This window comes from Acinetobacter sp. WC-743, from assembly GCF_000335555.1.
Taxonomy (GTDB): Bacteria; Pseudomonadota; Gammaproteobacteria; order Pseudomonadales; family Moraxellaceae; genus Acinetobacter; species Acinetobacter bereziniae.
The window spans coordinates 36,183-54,068 of sequence record NZ_AMFQ01000018.1 but is presented as its reverse complement, the minus strand read 5'-3'; the positions used below and the strand labels follow the sequence as shown (position 1 = coordinate 54,068).

Genomic DNA, 17,886 nt, shown 5'->3' with positions numbered 1-17,886 from the left:
TAAAATCGGACAAACAATGGCATGGTTAGCAGCGGATGCTGATTTTAATCCCGATCAACTCGGATTAAATGTGATCGGTATTGCTTCGGAAATTGCTCGACATGATTCGGGAGAACATGCCCACAAAATGGGACAACTGCTATTTACCAACAGTGGCAGTATTAGAATTACCTTATCTGGTCAGCTATGTATCCTGCCCCCTGCACATATCGCATGGATTCCACCAGACACAACTCATCGTGCTGAAATGAGCCAAGTGACCGGCTATCGCTCGGTATATATTAATACCGTTCAATACCCAGCACTTCCTAAAGAAGTCAAAGTCTTGCAAGTTAGTGCTTTATTAAAAGAAATATTGGAGAGAATCGCTTTCGCTGATTTTGATACGGACTGGAGCAAACGACCTTTTTTGGATTTATTTAATGTTGGATTGAATGAAATTGAAACTGCACCATCAGTATCGGTTATTCTACAATTTCCAACTGATCGTCGATTAAGAAAATTTTTAGGTACTGAGCTATTACCGCATTTAAATGTATTTGCAGATCTGGTTGGACTCAGTGAAAAAACCATTAGCAGAATTTTTTTACGCGAAACAGGTTTGAATTATCAGCAATGGCGACAACAATGGCGTTTTCTGAAAGCGATAGAATTATTATCTAAAAATGAAAAAATATCCGTGATCAGCCATCACTTAGGTTTTTCCTGTGAGAGTGCCTTTATCTCCTTTTTTAAAAGAATGTCGGGGAAATCACCAAGGATGCTGATTAAAAAAGATCAATCATGATTGGACCCGAAGCTGAATTTTAAAATTGAGTTTTTATATTTTAAACAAAAGAACCTTGTCGCTCTCAACAAGGTTCTTTTGGACTTTCACCACCACAAAAGGGCTTTGTAAGATAAAATCTAAGCAAAAATCCCTTTCACTTTCTGCACTGATTGAGTAATGCTTGTGGTCCAGTGATTAGGTAAAGAACATTTCGCTAAACGTACCCACACACTACCAAACTGTTTAAAGAAATTCGCTTCATTATAATTGATGTCATATTCTGCACATAACGCCTTAATTTTGGGAGCAACTTCCGCATAACGGTTCGCAGGCATATCTGGAAATAGATGATGTTCAATCTGATGACTTAAATTACCACTTAAAATATGCAACCAATCGGTTCCGGTAAAATTGCTCGAACCACGAATCTGGCGTAAATACCATTCTGCACGTGTTTCATTTTCAACATTATCCGCTTCAAAGGTTTCGGCATCCTCAGTGAAATGACCATTGAAGATCACTGCTGAAGACCATAGGCTACGAATCACATTGGCAATCGCATTCCCTGCCAAAACAGGTAAAGCATTTGGTCCTGCGATCAATGGAAAAAACACGTAATCTTTTAAAATCTGACGGCGCGCTTTTTTACGAAATTTTGTAGCATCTGCCCAAACTTGTTTCCAAGTTTTGGTTTTGTAAACCAAAGCATCTTCTAAATGCAGATTCTGTACACCGACATACCATTCAAAAAATACCATCAATTGAATCGCCAATGGGATATTGAATAAAAAGCGCGGTTCCCACTTTTGTGACTCACTGACTCGAAGCAACCCATAGCCAACATCATGGTCTTTCCCGACAATATTGGTATAGGTGTGATGCACATAATTATGGGTATATTTCCAATCATCACCTGTTGCCATGGTATCCCAGTCATAGTTTGCCCCATTCAAACTTGGATCATTTAACCAGTCGAATTGTCCGTGCATGACATTATGTCCAAGTTCCATGTTTTCAACGATCTTGGAAATACCCAACAATCCTGTGCCAATGACCCAAACTGGTGGAATCCACCCCCCAAACATCAACATTCCACGGGATGCTATTTCACTATAACGCACAAAATTTCGAATTTTATAAATATACTTGGCATCTTGTTCCCCCAAGCTGTCCATCACTTCACGGCGGATTTCATCCACCCGACGACCAAACTCTGCTGTTTGTTCAGGGTTTAAATGTTTCGATTTACTGTTTGGAAAATTGACTGACATATTCATTGTTTTACTCCTCAGCGCTTCATTTTTAGAAGCTTTCGCTGAATTTTGGGTACAACTTCCTACACCTAGCTTCAACAGAGCAAGAAGTTGCTTAAATTTATTTAAATGATTACTTTAATTTACAGATTAATGACCACAGGACTAACGGCCTGACTGATACACAATTTAATTTGAGTATTGCTATCGTGGTCAATTTCACCCGTGAGTATATTCTTGGTTGAACCACTCACTTTAGTACATGTACAGGTATTGCAAATCCCCATACGACAACCATGTGTTGGTTTTAACCCTGCATGTTCAGCACTCTCAAGAAGGTTAGAACGCGCTTCAAACTCTTGTTGTGAGCGTAAAAAAACGATTGGTTGTGCTTCTTGGCTTTCGTCTACTGCAATCTGGAAATATTCCTGTTTTAAGCGCGCTGTAATATTCAAATCCTGATAAATTTGATTGATGCTTTGCATCATGGCATTCGCACCGCAGGCATAAGTTTGACGTTGCTGAAAATCAGTAACTAAACTTTGCAATAGCTTGATGTTTAAATGCTGTTTTTGCTGAACTGTATTGATGTAATGATAATTAAACTGTGGGTATTGCTGAAAAAGCTGTTCCAAATCTGCATGATATGCTTCATCCCGGCTAAAATAAATTAAATCTACAGGACGATCTGAATCAGTCAATGCTTCAAGCAACAGCGAGTAAATTGCGGTGATTCCACTCCCAGAAGCCACCAATAATAATGGTGTACGATCTTGGTCTAAAACAAAATCACCTTGAGGTTGAGACAGTTCAACCACACGTCCAAAAGCTAACTGGCTTAATGCAGTAGAAACCTTACCTTGTTGCTTAACAGCGATAATAATGTCGCCATTATTCAAAAATTTCACGACAGAATAACTGCGTTGTTGGCGTACACCTGCAATTTCTACAGTGACCAAAACACTTTGACCTGCTTTAAATTGCTGATGTTTAAAATTACGATTTGGTCGTAATTGAATTTGATAAAAGTCAGCGCTCAACGCACGTGTTTTAACCACTGTGGCTTTGACTTTTTTCCAAGCCCAAACAGGATTGATTTTTTCTGCGATAAAATCGACAAAATCCTCACGAACCCATTCTGGCTGATACTGCATATAGCTACTCATGTGACGTTCCTCTTTGTGCTTGCTATTTATTGAGTGAACAAACGTTCTTTTAGTGAACATATGTACACTATAATCATTTTTTTAATTCAGTCAACACCTGTACACTGACATTCGTCGTTTAATTTATTTTTTTTTTTGATAGACTCATCACAACAAAAAACTTTGGATGTCCAAATGTCGATACGCGATGAACGTAAACAACAGAGCCGTCAGGCTTTACTTGATGCTGCTTTAACCTTAAGCACATCGGGTCGTTCATTTTCGAGTATCAGTTTAAGAGAAGTTGCCCGTGAGGTAGGTTTGGTACCAACAGCGTTTTACCGCCATTTTCAAGATATGGATGAGTTAGGTAAAGAGTTGGTCGATCAAGTGTCCTTATACCTTAAAAACGTATTGCATCAATTGGGCAAAGGACTTGCTCATCCAGAAGCCAAGACCAAAACCAGTATGGAACTATTCTTTGAAGCTGTAGACAGTAGTCCCCAACAGTGGATTTTTATGATTTCGGAACGTTGGGGTGGTTCAGAAATTGTTCGTCGTGCCATTTCACGCGAAATCGACTTTTTGAATGATGATCTCGCCAGTGATTTAAAAAAATTTGAAGTGATTGATAATTTTCGAGATGAGAGTGATTTAAAAGTCATCACCAACATTCTGATTAATCTATCTTTTACTTGGGCAATGTCTTGGATTAGCCTGTCTCGCCAGTATTCAGGTATCGAACTTGAATTACAGAAAATGGTGTTAAAAAAGCAAGCTGTGACTCAAATTCACTTAATTTTCAAAGGGATTGAAAATTGGGAAGTCAAAGCATCTTAAACACCATCACTTAAATTTCTAGACGAAGGTTGACACTGGCTTAAGTTAGTGCAAAAATTATTGGAACAATCGTTCCAATAAAAACATTCTATGCGTAACAAAGAATTTGAACCAGATGAAATTGCCGATGCTGCCATGCAAGTCTTTTGGCAAAAAGGCTATGCTGCAACTTCTGTACAAGACCTTGTAGATGGTACAGGGCTTTCACGTAGCAGCTTATATAATACCTTTGAAAATAAACATACACTTTATCAAGAAGCATTAAAACGTTATCAGGCAATCACTACTGCAAATATTCAAAAACTGACTGGAGATGCGTCTGTTCAAGAACGCATACATCAATTATTGCTTTCAATTCTTGAGGATGAATTAAAAGATCCACAACAGAAAGGTTGTTTGGTTGCCAATGCTGCTTTAGAACTTGCTGCACATGACTCAGATGTTGCTCAGCAAGTACAACATAATTTTCAACGTCTTCAGCAAGCTTTAGCACAGATCATTGTTGATGGGCAACATAGCGGTGAGATTTCAATTGATAAAAATCCAGAAGCATTGGCTTATTTTTTGGTCAATACCATTCAAGGAATGCGAATACTGGGTAAAGGTAGTGATTTAGCAGAAAGACAAAAAATTTTACAACATGTCATTGATATAACAATGCTATCTCTCTAATTCGACAAGCCAAAATGCTTTCAAGATTTTGGCTTTTTATTTCAATCATTTTGGAACAATCATTCCAATAAAAACACAACAACACAGTGATCTTGATACAACAAGGATTAAATATGATGAAAATTTTCACCCCCAACCATATGAATAAATTTAATTTATCAATATCTATTGATCATGCAAGGGAGATCACAACAAACCCATTACAAACTCAATGGACTAGACAGGCATGCCACCTTATCACAGCACAGGAAATCACCCATGTCTGATCATCAAAAATCTCAAAAGCAGCCATCACCCAAAAATACTGTTGAAAAGTTACCTGTATTGCAATTGCTTGCTTTTACCTTAGCAGGCTTTCTCGCCATCATGACAGAAACCTTACCTGCTGGATTACTTCCACAAATCAGTCAGGGGCTAGCAATCACCGAAGCTCAAGCGGGTCAGTTCATTACGCTTTATGCCTTAGGTTCTGTGATTGCCGCAATCCCTGTCATCACCTTGACACGAGACTGGAACAGGCGCCCTTTATTTTTATATGCAATTATCGGCTTACTGATCTTTAACAGTCTCACTGCAATTTCGACACATTATTATTTTATCTTGGTGGCACGCTTTTTTGCAGGTATGTCAGCAGGTGTGATTTGGGGACTACTGGCAGGTTATGCACGGCGCTTAGTTCCTTTTCATCTGCAAGGTAAAGCATTGGCGATTGCCAGTGTCGGTCAGCCTTTAGCGCTTTCTCTGGGTGTACCCTTAGCAACATGGTTTGGTCATTTGTTTGGCTGGAATCAGGTCTTTTGGGCAATGTCTGTACTCGCACTGATCCTAGTCATTTGGGTACGTGCCATGATTCCAGACTTTCAAAGTCAGCCCCAGCAACACGACAAGTCTATTACACGAGTAGTTTCGAGCGCTGGCATTTTACCGATTCTGGCTGTCTTACTATTTTGGATCTTGGCCCACAATATGCTCTATACCTATATTGCACCTTATTTAACTCATGTTGAATTAGGTCAGTATCTTGATCTTGTGCTGATGTTGTTTGGTTTCTCCTCCATTCTTGGTATTTGGCTGGTGGGTTTATGGGTAGATCGTTATCTAAGAATACTCACCTTAATCAGCCTAATTGTTTTTGCATTGAGTTGCGTATTACTGATTTTTATCCATAACGATCTGATCGTTCTTGCCTGTATCGCAATTTGGGGAATGACCTTTGGTGGAGCGCCTACCCTCTTACAGACAGCACTTGCCGATGCTGCTCAGGAAGATGCCGATGTTGCACAATCGATGTTGGTCACTGTTTTTAATTTAGCAGTCGCAGCTGGTGGATGGCTCGGTGGCATGATCTTGAATCACACAGGGGCTTCAAGCTTTCCACATTATATGTTGGGTTTGCTTATTGTCGCGCTGTTGATTGTGAGTTTGAGTCATCAACATGCTTTTAAAAGCGGTCAACGAAAACTGGCTTAAACATCGTCTAAACACTTTAGATATAAAAAAACCCGCAAACATTTGCGGGTTTCTGAACTGATCAGGCTTATTTTCCTGTACGTTCTTTATTTACAAGATAGTCAACAACTTGTGTCACTTTAGCATCTTCACCTTGAACCACATATTTACCGTTGACCACAACTGCTGGTACACCAGAAAGTTGATATTGTTGTGCCAACTGGTTTGATTCAGCAATTTTTGCTGTGATCGCAAATGAACTATACATGCTGTTGAATTTTGCTTCAGGTACGCCATATTGCGTAAAGAATTTAGCAAAGGCATCTTTTTGGAGAACTTGTTGATTACCTGAAAAGTTAGTATGGAACAAAGGCAAATGTGTACGTTTGCGTACACCTAGTGCTTCACTGACATAGTATGCACGCGCACCTTGTTCCCATAATGGATTCATCGCAGCAGGTGTACGGATAAAGTTAACATCCTTAGGAATCTTCTTTAACCACGTTTGCATATGTGGTTCTAATTTGAAGCAATGTGGGCATCCGTACCAAAAAAATTCACGTACTTCAATTTTACCTGGTACTGCAACCTTTCCAGGATTTTGAACAACGGTATAATCTTTGCCTGCAACAAAATCAGCGGCCATGGTGTTTGCAGAAAATGCCATCACCATTGCGGTCATGCCACCTAAAATAAATTTTTTCATTGACTTTATTGTCCTCTAAGTCGTCTTGTATAGCTTATGCATTCACTATAAAACAAATATGAGAAAATCGTTTTCCTTCTGTGAAGTTTTTTACACGATTCATCGCTTTTTTCGGATTTATGGTTACACTAGGGTCTGTCGAGAATGAATCTATGGTTTCAACAATCGGTATTTTTTAGTCATACAAGGCATTCATAATGAAATTTAGTTATGCTAAATAAATTATTCATCACCGAGTCATGTCAAAACATACCATTGTTTCCAAGACTTTTGGCAAAGATCACCCAAACCTCGCTATGGAACTCGGTAAGGGAATAGCCCTTAACTCGGTTACATATCTGTTTGAATAAATTTTAGCCTAAAGTACAACCAAGGTATCAAATCTCAACAGACCCTAACATAACTGAACTTAATTTTTGATTAAAACAATTCACTTAGAGGTGACGAACATGTCGCAACTTAATGTTGATCCACAGGAAATTGCTAAATTTGAAGCATTAGCTGCTTTATGGTGGGATCAGCACTCTGAGTTCAGACCCTTACATCAAATCAATCCATTACGTTTAAATTGGATTGACGAACATGCCAATGGTCTTACTGGCAAGAAGATCCTCGATGTTGGTTGTGGTGGCGGCATTTTGGCTGAAAGCATGGCTCGTCGTGGTGCAGATGTTTTGGGTATCGATATGGGTGCAGCGCCACTCAATGTGGCACGTTTACATGCAGAACAGGAAAATGTTCATAATATTGAATATCGACAAATCCCTGTAGAACAACTGGCTGAAGAGCAAGCAGGTCAGTACGATATTGTGACCTGTATGGAAATGCTGGAGCATGTGCCTGATCCTGCTTCGATTATTCAAGCATGTCAAAAATTAGTTAAGCCCAATGGTCATGTGTTTTTCTCCACCATTAACCGTAACCCAAAATCGTATTTATTTGCGATTATTGGCGCAGAATATGTCTTACGTCTATTGAAAAAAGGCACGCATGACTATCACAAATTCATTAAGCCTTCAGAACTGGCTCATGACATTCGTCAATCTGGCTTAACACTTAAAGATATGACAGGTTTACATTACAACCCGCTCACCAAACACTATTGGCTCGCACCAAATGTAGACGTGAACTATATGGTATATACCGTGAATGAAGGTGTCTGATGCAAGCTGTTCTTTTTGATTTAGACGGCACCTTGATTGATACTGCCGCAGATTTTATTCGTATCATCCAAGATATGTGCAGAAATGAAGGGCGTGCTGTTGTCGATGCAGATTTGATCCGTACCCAAGTCTCTGAAGGCGCGCGTGCGATGGTCAAGCTGGTTTATCCAGAACTTGAAGTTGATGACCCGGTTTTTCTCGCTCATCGCCAACATTTTTTGGATTTATATGGTGCAGACATTGCCGTTGATACAGATCTCTTTGCAGGTATGTATCCGCTTTTAGCGGAGTTGGAAAGCAGTGAGATTCCTTGGGGTATTGTAACAAATAAGCCTCGTTGGCTTAGTGAGTCGTTACTTCAAGCACTCAATTTAACTGAGCGTTGTGCTGTACTGGTTTGCCCAGAAGACGTGAAACAGACTAAACCTGACCCTGAGCCAATGTATTTAGCTGCAAAACAGATTGATATTGCCCCAGAACAATGCATTTATGTAGGCGATCATCCTCGTGATATAGATGCTGGACGAAATGCGCAGATGTATACCATCCTTGCTGCTTATGGTTATTTACCATTACAGTACAAAGATGATTTAGGTGCTTGGCAAGCGGATTGTATTGTGGATAATGTTGATGAATTACATCAAGTTATCAAGAAACTTGTCAACATTTAGAATTGTTAAAAATTCTTTAATTGTTCTAACAAGATAATAAAAAGACACTGAAACATCTTGAATATGATGTTTCAATGTTTTTATATTGAAACTCAAATCACATCATAACAACTATAGGAGGTCTCCCATGAAATATTCAGAATATCAACCTCGCCCAGATTTATTGAAGGATAAAATTATCCTGATTACGGGTGCGGGAGACGGTATTGGGCGTGCAGCAGCACTCAGCTATGCCTTACACGGTGCCACTGTCGTTTTACATGGTCGTACGCTCAATAAACTTGAAGTCATTTATGATGAAATTGAATCATTAGGTGCGCCGCAGCCGGCGATTTTACCTTTACAACTCTCAACGGCTTCCGCTCGAGATTACGAACTTTTGGTTGATACGCTTGAACAGCAATTTGGACGTTTAGACGGTATTTTACATAATGCGGGTATCTTAGGTGAACGTGTGGAACTGGCAAACTATCCCGAAGAAGTTTGGGATGATGTGATGGCAGTGAATTTACGTGCTCCTTTTGTTTTGACCCAAGAACTCCTGCCTTTATTGCAAAAATCTGAACATGCCTCGGTGGTCTTTGCAAGCTCAGGTGTTGGACGAGAAGCACGCGCACAATGGGGTGCTTATTCGGTATCAAAAATAGCGATTGAAGCGGTGAGTAAAATTTTTGCCAAAGAAAATACTTATCCGAATATTCGCTATAACTGTATTAATCCCGGTGGTACACGTACGGCAATGCGTGCCAAAGCCTATCCTGATGAAGATCCAAAAGTGCTACCGTCACCAGAATCAATTATGCCAGCATATCTTTACTTGATGGGTGATGACAGTCTTTCATTAAATGGCGAAAGTATCGACGCACAAGACTGATTGATTTTCCCCTCACCGCGGTTGTGATCAGTGAGGGGAAAATATTGTTGAGTGAATTTTTTATAAACATCATCAAAGTTTAGATTTAGAAAGTCACTTAAATCGATTTATTCAATCAAAAGTATAATTATATCCAGTTTTTCAAATCACATAAGGTCCTTTATAGTTTTCCTCAACAAAACCAGATCTGGAGAGGAATGAATCATGACTGATTTAAAATATAAAGTAGAGATCATCCGTTCAATCGAACAATTACAACTGCCAAATGATTTTATTCAAGCACTGGATGATGCTTATCAAGCAGAAAATATTATCAAAGCGATCAATTGTCTCAAGGATATGAATGACCAATGGTACTAGACTGTTTGATCAAAGCTGAGTTAGCGCTACGCTTCAACTCAGCTAAAAACAATATTTATAAATATTTACATTTTTTTAATCATAAAATGTGCACTAAAGAAAAGTACATGAGCGTTTGTGGTTCAAAGCATTACGATAACCCTTTTCACTTTTTCAGAAATATGTTTTGATTATGTCTGTATTTTTTAATGAAAAACTGAATTTTCTTCACAGTTTCTCTGCAATTTAGCAGTACAGTAGTGAGGTCAAAATAAACACACTGGATAAGCGAGGATGATTATGAAAAAGATTTTAGCGATCATCGCAGTCTCTCTATCAACACTGCTGACGACTCAAATTACCATTGCAGGTCCTCATTTTGACAATGACCATGGTTATGACCAAGGTAAGCGTGATCGCGGTGAGCGTGGGCGTAATTTTCGTGGGAATGACGATGATAATATTCAAGAGCAACGTCGGGAGCGAGAAGAACGTGGTGTAAAGCGTTTACAGCAACATAAATGGCAAATGGGTTATGTAATGCCACAACATTACAGAGGAAACAGCTATAAAGTTGATTATAAGGATGAGAATCTACCAAAACCCTCACGTAATCAACAATGGTATAAAATTAATAATGACTATATCCTAGTTGATTCTGATAACAATAATATTGTGAGTATCCGTGGCATGTAGTCTGTGTAACACTGATCAATATTTCAATTTCATAAGCTCAAACACCTTTTTCGTTTGAGCTTTTTTTTGCTCAATTTCTGCTTTTACAAGCGATGAGAATAATTTATAGAACTTGCATGTAAATTCACAATTCAATGATATTTCTCCATTTTTTATCTCAAATTCGGGAGTAATTTTGAATCATCGGATAGATCATCCGTTTTATAAGGTCAATTCAAATGAAAAAAGTTATCAGCGCAATCACGCTCTCTCTCAGTGCCTTAATCGCAACCTCAGCAATGGCAGATTGGGATCATGGTCGTGATCATCGCCCTATGGCTAGTCATGAAAAATTTGAATGGCGAGAAGGTGTAATTTTACCTGAACGCTACCATGACAATCATTACTATGTGAATGATTATCGTGTTTATAAAAACCTTCACAAACCAGCCAAATTTGAGCGTTGGTATAAAGTTGATGGACGTTATGTGCTTGTTAACGAACGTACCCACCATATTATTCGAGTCGTCCGTTAATATTAAAATGATCAAAAGCACAGTCCCTATTCAGTTGCTTTATCCATCCGTTAAAACTCAACGCCTTCCTCACCCTCCTTTTCTCAAGGAGGGTTTTTTTATTAAAATTAACTTCAGATTGTTCGTTTTATTTTCAAGCTCATTGAACAATTGATCGTTTTGCGTATTAAGCCTCTCATTTTGTAGATTTCCACAGCAGAGATACGACTTTGAGATTTCTAAGGACCGAGAAAAATAAGGATATTGGCTGCCTTCATCAAATCTTCATACATTTCACAATTCAACTAAATCATCCTCACCATTTATCTCGAATTTTTGCGTAATTTGAAAGCATTAAAGGACACAAGTTAAATTCAGGTGAATCAAATGAAAAGCATTTTAACCACGATCACACTTTCGATGGCGGCACTGATAACCACTTCAGCTATCGCTGCCCCACATGTAGACCATCGAGATCAACAGCACCGTTATGAACAACAGCGTTGGGATCATCGAAATGATCATCGTTGGAACAACAACAAGCATTATGGCAATACCGTTATTCCAAGCCGCCATTGGCGTTCAGGTCAGTATTTACCTTCTCAATTTGGCTCTTCTCGTTATCACGTCAACTATAAAAACTATCGTCATTTATCCAAGCCAGGAAAGTATCAACAGTGGTATAGAATCAATGGCGACTATGTATTGGTAAACCAAAAAAATCACCGCATTATTCGTGTCATCGGCTGATATTTTTAACATAAACTAAAACCCAACTGTGCTTGGGTTTTTTTAATATTTTGAGAAATACATGACAATTCTATTGAATTAACAATGCTTTCAACTACATATTTTCATGGATATCTTCATTATTTCTCTATATTTCAGGATTAAGTTTATCCATAGATCGAAAGGAAATGTGTTGATACCGGAGCTTCAAATGCAATGTCAATCACTTCCTTTTTAATATGTGAACTTTCATCTTATATTCAAGATTTAATTGTGAAATGAATAACCCTTTTGCACTCGTCCTCCCACGTTCGAGTGCTTTTTTTATTTTGACTATTATTTCTCAGTTATTTTTGTTTAGAATCATCATATAGCAATCAACAATACTGAGATAGGTATGCAAACTGACAATCCAGAAACAACGCAAAGCACAGCGCAAGAATATGTGCATTGGTTTCGTCATTCTGCACCTTATATCAATGCCCATCGGGGCAAGACCTTTGTATTGATGTTTGGTGGTGAAGCCGTTGAACATCCAAATTTTCAGCATATTATTCATGATATTGCACTATTGCATTCACTAGGTATCCGACTCATTTTGGTCCACGGCGCGCGCCCGCAAATCAATGCAAATTTGCTCCAAAATAAAATTCAGAGTCCGATTCATATCAATCGTCGCATTACCACACGTGCTTCTTTACCCTGTGTGATGAGTGCTGTAGGTTCGATTCGACTACAAATTGAAGCCTTATTGTCTATGGGGCTCGCCAACTCACCGATGTTTGGTGCTCGCATTGATGTTGTATCGGGTAACTTCGTGACGGCAAAACCTTACGGTATTCGAGATGGGATTGATTTTCAGCTCACTGGTGAGGTTCGAACCATTGATACTGAGGCGATTCAACGTCATCTAGACAATCAAAATATTGTGCTATTAGGTCCAACAGGCTATTCAACCACTGGTGAAGTGTTTAATTTACTCGCAGAAGAAGTGGCAACAAAAACCGCCATTCACATGCAAGCGGATAAGTTGATTTTCTTGGGTAGTCAACAAGGCTTGATGGATGAGTACGGTCAATTAAAACGTGAAATTACCCCACACCAACTTGATAGACACATTGAAAAATATCAAGATTCAAATTTTGAAATTGCACTGCATTTACACAATGCCAAACAGGCATCCTTAAAAGGGGTCAATCGCGTGCACCTCCTTTCATATGCATATGATGGCGCTTTAATTGAAGAACTCTTTACCCGAGATGGGCATGGCACCATGATCACAGATGCACATTATGAAGAAGTGCGTATGGCAAATATCGGTGACGTAGGTGGTTTAATCAATTTATTACGCCCATTAGAAGAAGAAGGGATTTTGGTCTATCGTTCACGCGAACGACTTGAAACTGAAATTGATAAATTTGCTGTCATCGAGCGAGACGGTACAATTTTAGCTTGTGCCGCACTCTACCCAATTCCTACTTCAAATGATGAAGTAAGCTCCGCTGAAATCGCCTGCGTTGCTGTCCACCCTGGCTATCGTAAATCGAATCGAGGTAGTCAAATTCTTCATTTCCTAGAAGAACATGCACGCCAGCAAGGCATTCAACAACTGTTTGTTCTCACTACACGAACAGCACACTGGTTCTTAGAGCATGGTTTTGAATTGGCGAATGTTGATGACTTACCAGAAGCGCGGCAAGCCCTATATAACTATCAACGTAATTCAATGGTATTTAAAAAACGGATTGCCTGATCTTCAAAGCAAACTGAGTTCTATGAATTATCACATTTACATCTAAACTTATCTAAATAGATTCCATGACTGAGATGTTTTGCTTATGCATGTTCATGGAATCTATATTCCTAATCTAAATAAAAACAATAAATTTATACTTTTCATATTCTTATAACTTTCTATTTTTATAGAATATTAATTTTATATTTCTAATTTAACGATAACTTTAGCATTTAATCATTTATCTTTTTTTTTCATTAGCAATCATCAAAAACTTATTTTTTTGAAAATACAAAGCCTTTTAAGCTGATGCTCATTCTTTTTACATTACACAGGCATCGTGACTCATGGCGCACTTATTTCAACCTTCATGGAAAAAAATCTCCTTTCTAAGTGCTAGCCTTGCCACCATCATGATGCTGACTGGATGTTCTAAACCACAAGAAAGCACGACTTTAAATATTGGTTTTCAAAAATATGGTGTGTTGCCGATTATCAAAGCTCGTGGTGACTTAGATAAAGCGCTTAAAGAAAAAGGGGTCAATGTCAAATGGGTTGAGTTTCCTGCTGGTCCACAATTGCTGGAAGGTTTAAATGTGGGAAGCGTATCTTTTGGCGAATCAGGTGAAGCACCTCCTATTTTTGCTCAAGCGGCAAATTCCAATCTGGTCTATGTTGCCAATCAGCCTGCTGCACCTTTGGCTGAGGCACTGATTGTCCCTAAAGATTCACCTATTCAATCGGTACAAGACCTCAAAGGTAAACGTGTGGTCCTGAACAAAGGCTCTAACGTACATTACCTTTTACTCAAAGTATTGGAGGCAAATCACTTAAAACTGGATGATATCCAAGTGGTCTACTTACCGCCTGCCGATGCACGTGCTGCTTTTGAAAAAGGTGCAGTCGATGCGTGGGTTATTTGGGATCCGTTCTTTGCTGCTGCTGAAAAACAGCTCAATGCAAAAGTGATTGCTACTGGTCAAAATGTGGTGAATAACCATCAATTTTATTTGGCTGATCGTAAATTTGCAGAACAACACCCCGATGTTTTAAAGGTCGTGGTGAATGAATTGAACACCACCACACAATGGGTATCTCAACATCAAACTGATGCAGCAAAACTTTTAGAAAAACCAACAGGCTTACCGCTTGATGTACTCAATACATCCATTTCACGGATGGGTTTTGGGGTAAGTCCGATTTCTAATGATGTGGTGAAAAAGCAACAAGATGTCGCTGATGCTTTTTATCAACAAAAACTTATTCCAAACAAAATCAATATTCAAGCGGCTGTATTAGCCCACTAATTTCGCACAATGCGATGTAATGAGGACATCAAAATGACCCAACACTTTGTACAACACAAAACATCATCATGGTTCAATGCTCCTACTCATGCAATGACAACAATGTTGATCTGTAGTGCAATGCTTGGGTCAACTTCGGTGTGGGCAATCGACCCAACAGTGAAAGAATTGCGTATTGGTTTTCAAAAAAGTTCGATTAACTTTGCAATTGCCAAACAACAGAAACTCTATGAAAAGGAATTTCCCAATGCCAAAATTTCTTGGAGTGAATTTCCAGCAGGACCACAGATTCTTGAAGCTCTTGCCGTTGGTTCACTGGATGTAGGTGTCACAGGAGATACGCCACCAGTCTACGCACAAGCAGCCAATAAGCCTTTGTATTATATTGCCTATGAAGCGGCCAAACCGTTGGCTTCGGCAATTTTAGTACCGAAAAGCTCAAAAATAACCAAACTCGGCGAATTAAAAGGTAAGCGTATTGCACTACAAAAAGGTTCGAGCGCTCACTATTTACTGGTTCAAGCTGTACGTAAAGCTGGCTTGCAATGGTCGGATATTCAACCCATTTGGCTCACTCCTGCTGATGCACGCGCCGCTTTCCAAAAAGGAGCCGTCGATGCTTGGGCGATTTGGGACCCATTCTTTGCTTCTGCACAGATTGAAGATCAAGCCCGTGTACTTGCTTCAGGGCAAGGTTTAAGTCCGAATTATACTTTTTACTTGGCGTCACCTGATTTTTTAAAAAAATATCCTCAAGCAGTCAAAGGCATTATCCAACAAATTAATGTTGCAGATAAATGGGTGCAGGCCAACCGTGTTGCCACCGCACAATCAATTGGTCAAAGCACGGGCTTAAAACCACAAGTCAGTCAGACTTTTATTGATCGACGCCCTCGCCCCTCAGGTGCTGCTCCACTTTCAGCCAAAGTGATTTCAGACCAACAACAACTCGCAAATCGCTTTAGTGAACTCAAAATTATTCCAAATAGCATTGAGATTAAACAAGCTGTTTGGACTGCGAAATAGTATTTGAACTTTTTTAAGGATGCATGATATGAAAATCTTCTGGTTTATTCCCACTCACGGTGACAGTCGTTATTTAGGAACCAGCAAAGGCGCACGACAAGTCGATCATGCCTATATGAAACAAATTGCTGTTGCAGTCGATAATTTGGGTTATGAAGGTGTACTTATTCCAACAGGTCGTTCATGTGAAGATCCGTGGATCACGGCAGCAAGCTTAATTGATGCCACTAAAAATTTAAAATTCTTGGTTGCTTTACGCCCAGGTGTAACCACACCTGCCCTCGCAGCACGTATGGCGGCTACTTTTGACCGTTTATCCAATGGTCGTGTTCTACTTAACCTCGTTACAGGTGGTGATGAACAAGAATTAAAAGGGGATGGTTTATATGAAGATCATGCTACACGCTATAAAACAGCAGCGGAGTACACCACCATTTGGCGTGAAATTTTAAAGCGTTCACATACGGGTGAATCTTTTACATTTCATGGTGAACGCCTGAGTGTTGATGATGCCAAACTGCTTTATCCTCCTATTCAAGCCCCTTACCCACCGCTTTGGTTTGGTGGCTCTTCTGAAGACGCCATCGAATTGGCAGCTGAGCAAGTCGATACTTATTTAACTTGGGGTGAACCACCTGCTGCGGTAAAAGAAAAAATTGCAGTGGTTAAAGCACGTGCTGAAGCCAAAGGACGCCAGTTAAGTTATGGTATCCGTTTACATGTGATTGTTCGTGAAACCACAGAACAAGCATGGCAAGCGGCCAATGAACTGATTCAGTATGTCGACGATGCAACCATCGCAGCTGCTCAAAAGAAATTTAAACAAATGGATTCTGTCGGTCAGCGCCGCATGGCAGAACTACACAATGGTGATCGCAGCAAACTTGAAGTTTCTCCAAACCTTTGGGCAGGTGTTGGATTGGTTCGTGGTGGTGCAGGTACAGCATTGGTGGGCGATCCACAAACAGTTGCAGACCGTATTCAAGAATATGCAGACTTGGGTATCAACACATTTATCTTTTCTGGTTACCCGCATTTGGAAGAATCCATTCGTTTTGCTGAGTTGGTATTCCCATTGCTTCCATTAGAAACACGTAAAAAACTCACCCAACCAAATTTAACTGGACCATTTGGGGAAATTGTTGCCAACAACTACACACCTGAGGAAAATAAAAAGCCCTTAAAGGAGCTCGCATGAATGCCATAGTCAAGCGAAACCCTAACAAGGAAAGTCATATCGTTTCATGTGGAACAAAGCAATTTGGGCAGCGCTTGCTGCCTTGGATTGTTCCAATTTTACTTATTGTCATTTGGCAAATCGCTTCGAAAACTGGCTTACTTGAAAGTCGTGTTCTTCCAGCACCTACAGCTGTTGTATCGGCATTTTGGACCTTATTGGTCAGCGGTGAACTTTGGCAACATGTCAAAGTGAGTGCAGGACGTGCCTTACTCGGGCTATTGGTTGGAGGTGGCTTAGGTCTGATTTTAGGCTTACTCAATGGCTCTTCGAAAGTTGCATCCAATCTACTTGATACGACCTTGCAAATGATTCGAAATATTCCTGCTTTAGCACTCATACCGCTTGTGATTTTATGGTTCGGTATTGATGAATCTGCAAAATTATTTCTAGTTGCTGTTGGTGTATTTTTCCCTATTTATATCAATACCTATCATGGCATTCGCTCAGTCGATCCCCAGTTAATTGAGATGGGGAAAAGCTATGGTTTAAATCGCTGGCAATTGTATAAAGAAATTATTTTACCAGGCGCAATGCCATCCATTTTGGTTGGCTTACGTTTTTCATTGGGCTTAGTTTGGGTCTTACTTATTGTTGCAGAAACTATTTCTGCTCAATCTGGAATTGGTTATATGACCATGAATGCCCGTGAGTTTCTACAAACAGACATCGTCCTTGTCGGTATTTTACTGTATGCCCTTCTCGGCAAGCTTGCCGATGTATTCGCACAATTCTTAGAAAAATATCTATTGCGTTGGCACGCAGGTTATCAGAAATAGGA

19 protein-coding genes are annotated in these 17,886 nt (G+C 39.5%); 16 read left to right on the top strand and 3 right to left on the bottom strand.

The window, feature by feature from the left end; all coding sequences use genetic code 11:
* Positions 1-16 precede the first annotated feature (16 nt).
* Complete coding sequence (locus tag ACINWC743_RS02830; protein WP_009584279.1) at positions 17-787, top strand: AraC family transcriptional regulator; 771 nt, start codon at positions 17-19, stop codon at positions 785-787.
* Positions 788-906: 119 nt separating this feature from the next.
* On the opposite strand, the gene ACINWC743_RS02825 is transcribed toward ACINWC743_RS02830, so the two are convergent.
* Entirely contained in the window at positions 907-2,046 is a 1,140-nt protein-coding gene (locus tag ACINWC743_RS02825) for a fatty acid desaturase family protein (protein ID WP_009584314.1), read from the bottom strand.
* Positions 2,047-2,165: 119 nt separating this feature from the next.
* Complete coding sequence (locus ACINWC743_RS02820; RefSeq protein ID WP_009584300.1) at positions 2,166-3,188, bottom strand: ferredoxin reductase; 1,023 nt, start codon at positions 3,186-3,188, stop codon at positions 2,166-2,168.
* Positions 3,189-3,362: 174 nt separating this feature from the next.
* Here ACINWC743_RS02820 and ACINWC743_RS02815 point away from each other — a divergent pair, with 174 nt between their 5' ends.
* The 3 genes from ACINWC743_RS02815 (at position 3,363) to ACINWC743_RS02805 (ending at position 6,149) form a co-directional block, all read left to right on the top strand.
* Positions 3,363-4,007: a TetR family transcriptional regulator gene (locus tag ACINWC743_RS02815; protein WP_004832185.1), complete on the top strand. Its 645-nt coding sequence runs from the start codon at positions 3,363-3,365 to the stop codon at positions 4,005-4,007.
* Between the two features lie 90 nt (positions 4,008-4,097).
* Positions 4,098-4,679, top strand: a complete 582-nt coding sequence (locus ACINWC743_RS02810; RefSeq protein ID WP_009584304.1) for a TetR/AcrR family transcriptional regulator — start codon at positions 4,098-4,100, stop codon at positions 4,677-4,679.
* Positions 4,680-4,937: 258 nt separating this feature from the next.
* On the top strand, positions 4,938-6,149 hold the full coding sequence (locus ACINWC743_RS02805; RefSeq protein WP_009584270.1) for an MFS transporter: 1,212 nt from the start codon (positions 4,938-4,940) through the stop codon (positions 6,147-6,149).
* A 67-nt stretch (positions 6,150-6,216) separates the two neighbouring features.
* On the opposite strand, the gene ACINWC743_RS02800 is transcribed toward ACINWC743_RS02805, so the two are convergent.
* Complete coding sequence (locus tag ACINWC743_RS02800; RefSeq protein WP_009584327.1) at positions 6,217-6,834, bottom strand: thiol:disulfide interchange protein DsbA/DsbL; 618 nt, start codon at positions 6,832-6,834, stop codon at positions 6,217-6,219.
* A gap of 449 nt (positions 6,835-7,283) precedes the next feature.
* Between ACINWC743_RS02800 and ubiG the strand changes: the two genes are divergently transcribed.
* From ubiG to ssuC, 12 genes are all read left to right on the top strand, one after another.
* Complete coding sequence (gene ubiG, locus ACINWC743_RS02795) at positions 7,284-7,997, top strand: bifunctional 2-polyprenyl-6-hydroxyphenol methylase/3-demethylubiquinol 3-O-methyltransferase UbiG (protein ID WP_009584275.1); 714 nt, start codon at positions 7,284-7,286, stop codon at positions 7,995-7,997.
* Entirely contained in the window at positions 7,994-8,668 is a 675-nt protein-coding gene (locus ACINWC743_RS02790) for an HAD family hydrolase (protein ID WP_171064857.1), read from the top strand. The genes ubiG and ACINWC743_RS02790 overlap by 4 nt, the downstream gene beginning before the upstream one ends.
* A gap of 127 nt (positions 8,669-8,795) precedes the next feature.
* Positions 8,796-9,542, top strand: a complete 747-nt coding sequence (locus ACINWC743_RS02785) for a YciK family oxidoreductase (RefSeq protein WP_004832201.1) — start codon at positions 8,796-8,798, stop codon at positions 9,540-9,542.
* A 204-nt stretch (positions 9,543-9,746) separates the two neighbouring features.
* Positions 9,747-9,902: a hypothetical protein gene (locus ACINWC743_RS24435; RefSeq protein WP_004832203.1), complete on the top strand. Its 156-nt coding sequence runs from the start codon at positions 9,747-9,749 to the stop codon at positions 9,900-9,902.
* 279 nt (positions 9,903-10,181) lie between these two features.
* On the top strand, positions 10,182-10,577 hold the full coding sequence (locus ACINWC743_RS02780) for an RcnB family protein (RefSeq protein WP_004832208.1): 396 nt from the start codon (positions 10,182-10,184) through the stop codon (positions 10,575-10,577).
* Positions 10,578-10,795: 218 nt separating this feature from the next.
* Positions 10,796-11,092, top strand: coding sequence for an RcnB family protein (locus ACINWC743_RS02775; protein WP_009584277.1), 297 nt, complete (start codon positions 10,796-10,798; stop codon positions 11,090-11,092).
* 366 nt (positions 11,093-11,458) lie between these two features.
* Positions 11,459-11,821, top strand: a complete 363-nt coding sequence (locus tag ACINWC743_RS02770) for an RcnB family protein (protein WP_009584329.1) — start codon at positions 11,459-11,461, stop codon at positions 11,819-11,821.
* Positions 11,822-12,197: 376 nt separating this feature from the next.
* Positions 12,198-13,553 (top strand): amino-acid N-acetyltransferase, encoded by a 1,356-nt coding sequence (gene argA, locus ACINWC743_RS02765; RefSeq protein WP_009584284.1) that lies wholly within the window; start codon positions 12,198-12,200, stop codon positions 13,551-13,553.
* A 329-nt stretch (positions 13,554-13,882) separates the two neighbouring features.
* On the top strand, positions 13,883-14,842 hold the full coding sequence (locus ACINWC743_RS02760; RefSeq protein WP_005034761.1) for a sulfonate ABC transporter substrate-binding protein: 960 nt from the start codon (positions 13,883-13,885) through the stop codon (positions 14,840-14,842).
* Between the two features lie 93 nt (positions 14,843-14,935).
* Positions 14,936-15,868 (top strand): sulfonate ABC transporter substrate-binding protein, encoded by a 933-nt coding sequence (locus ACINWC743_RS02755; RefSeq protein WP_085947549.1) that lies wholly within the window; start codon positions 14,936-14,938, stop codon positions 15,866-15,868.
* A gap of 28 nt (positions 15,869-15,896) precedes the next feature.
* Complete coding sequence (gene ssuD / locus ACINWC743_RS02750; protein WP_004832221.1) at positions 15,897-17,066, top strand: FMNH2-dependent alkanesulfonate monooxygenase; 1,170 nt, start codon at positions 15,897-15,899, stop codon at positions 17,064-17,066.
* Positions 17,063-17,884: an aliphatic sulfonate ABC transporter permease SsuC gene (gene ssuC / locus ACINWC743_RS02745; RefSeq protein ID WP_009584278.1), complete on the top strand. Its 822-nt coding sequence runs from the start codon at positions 17,063-17,065 to the stop codon at positions 17,882-17,884. Before ssuD ends, ssuC begins: the two co-directional genes overlap by 4 nt.
* Positions 17,885-17,886 lie beyond the last annotated feature (2 nt).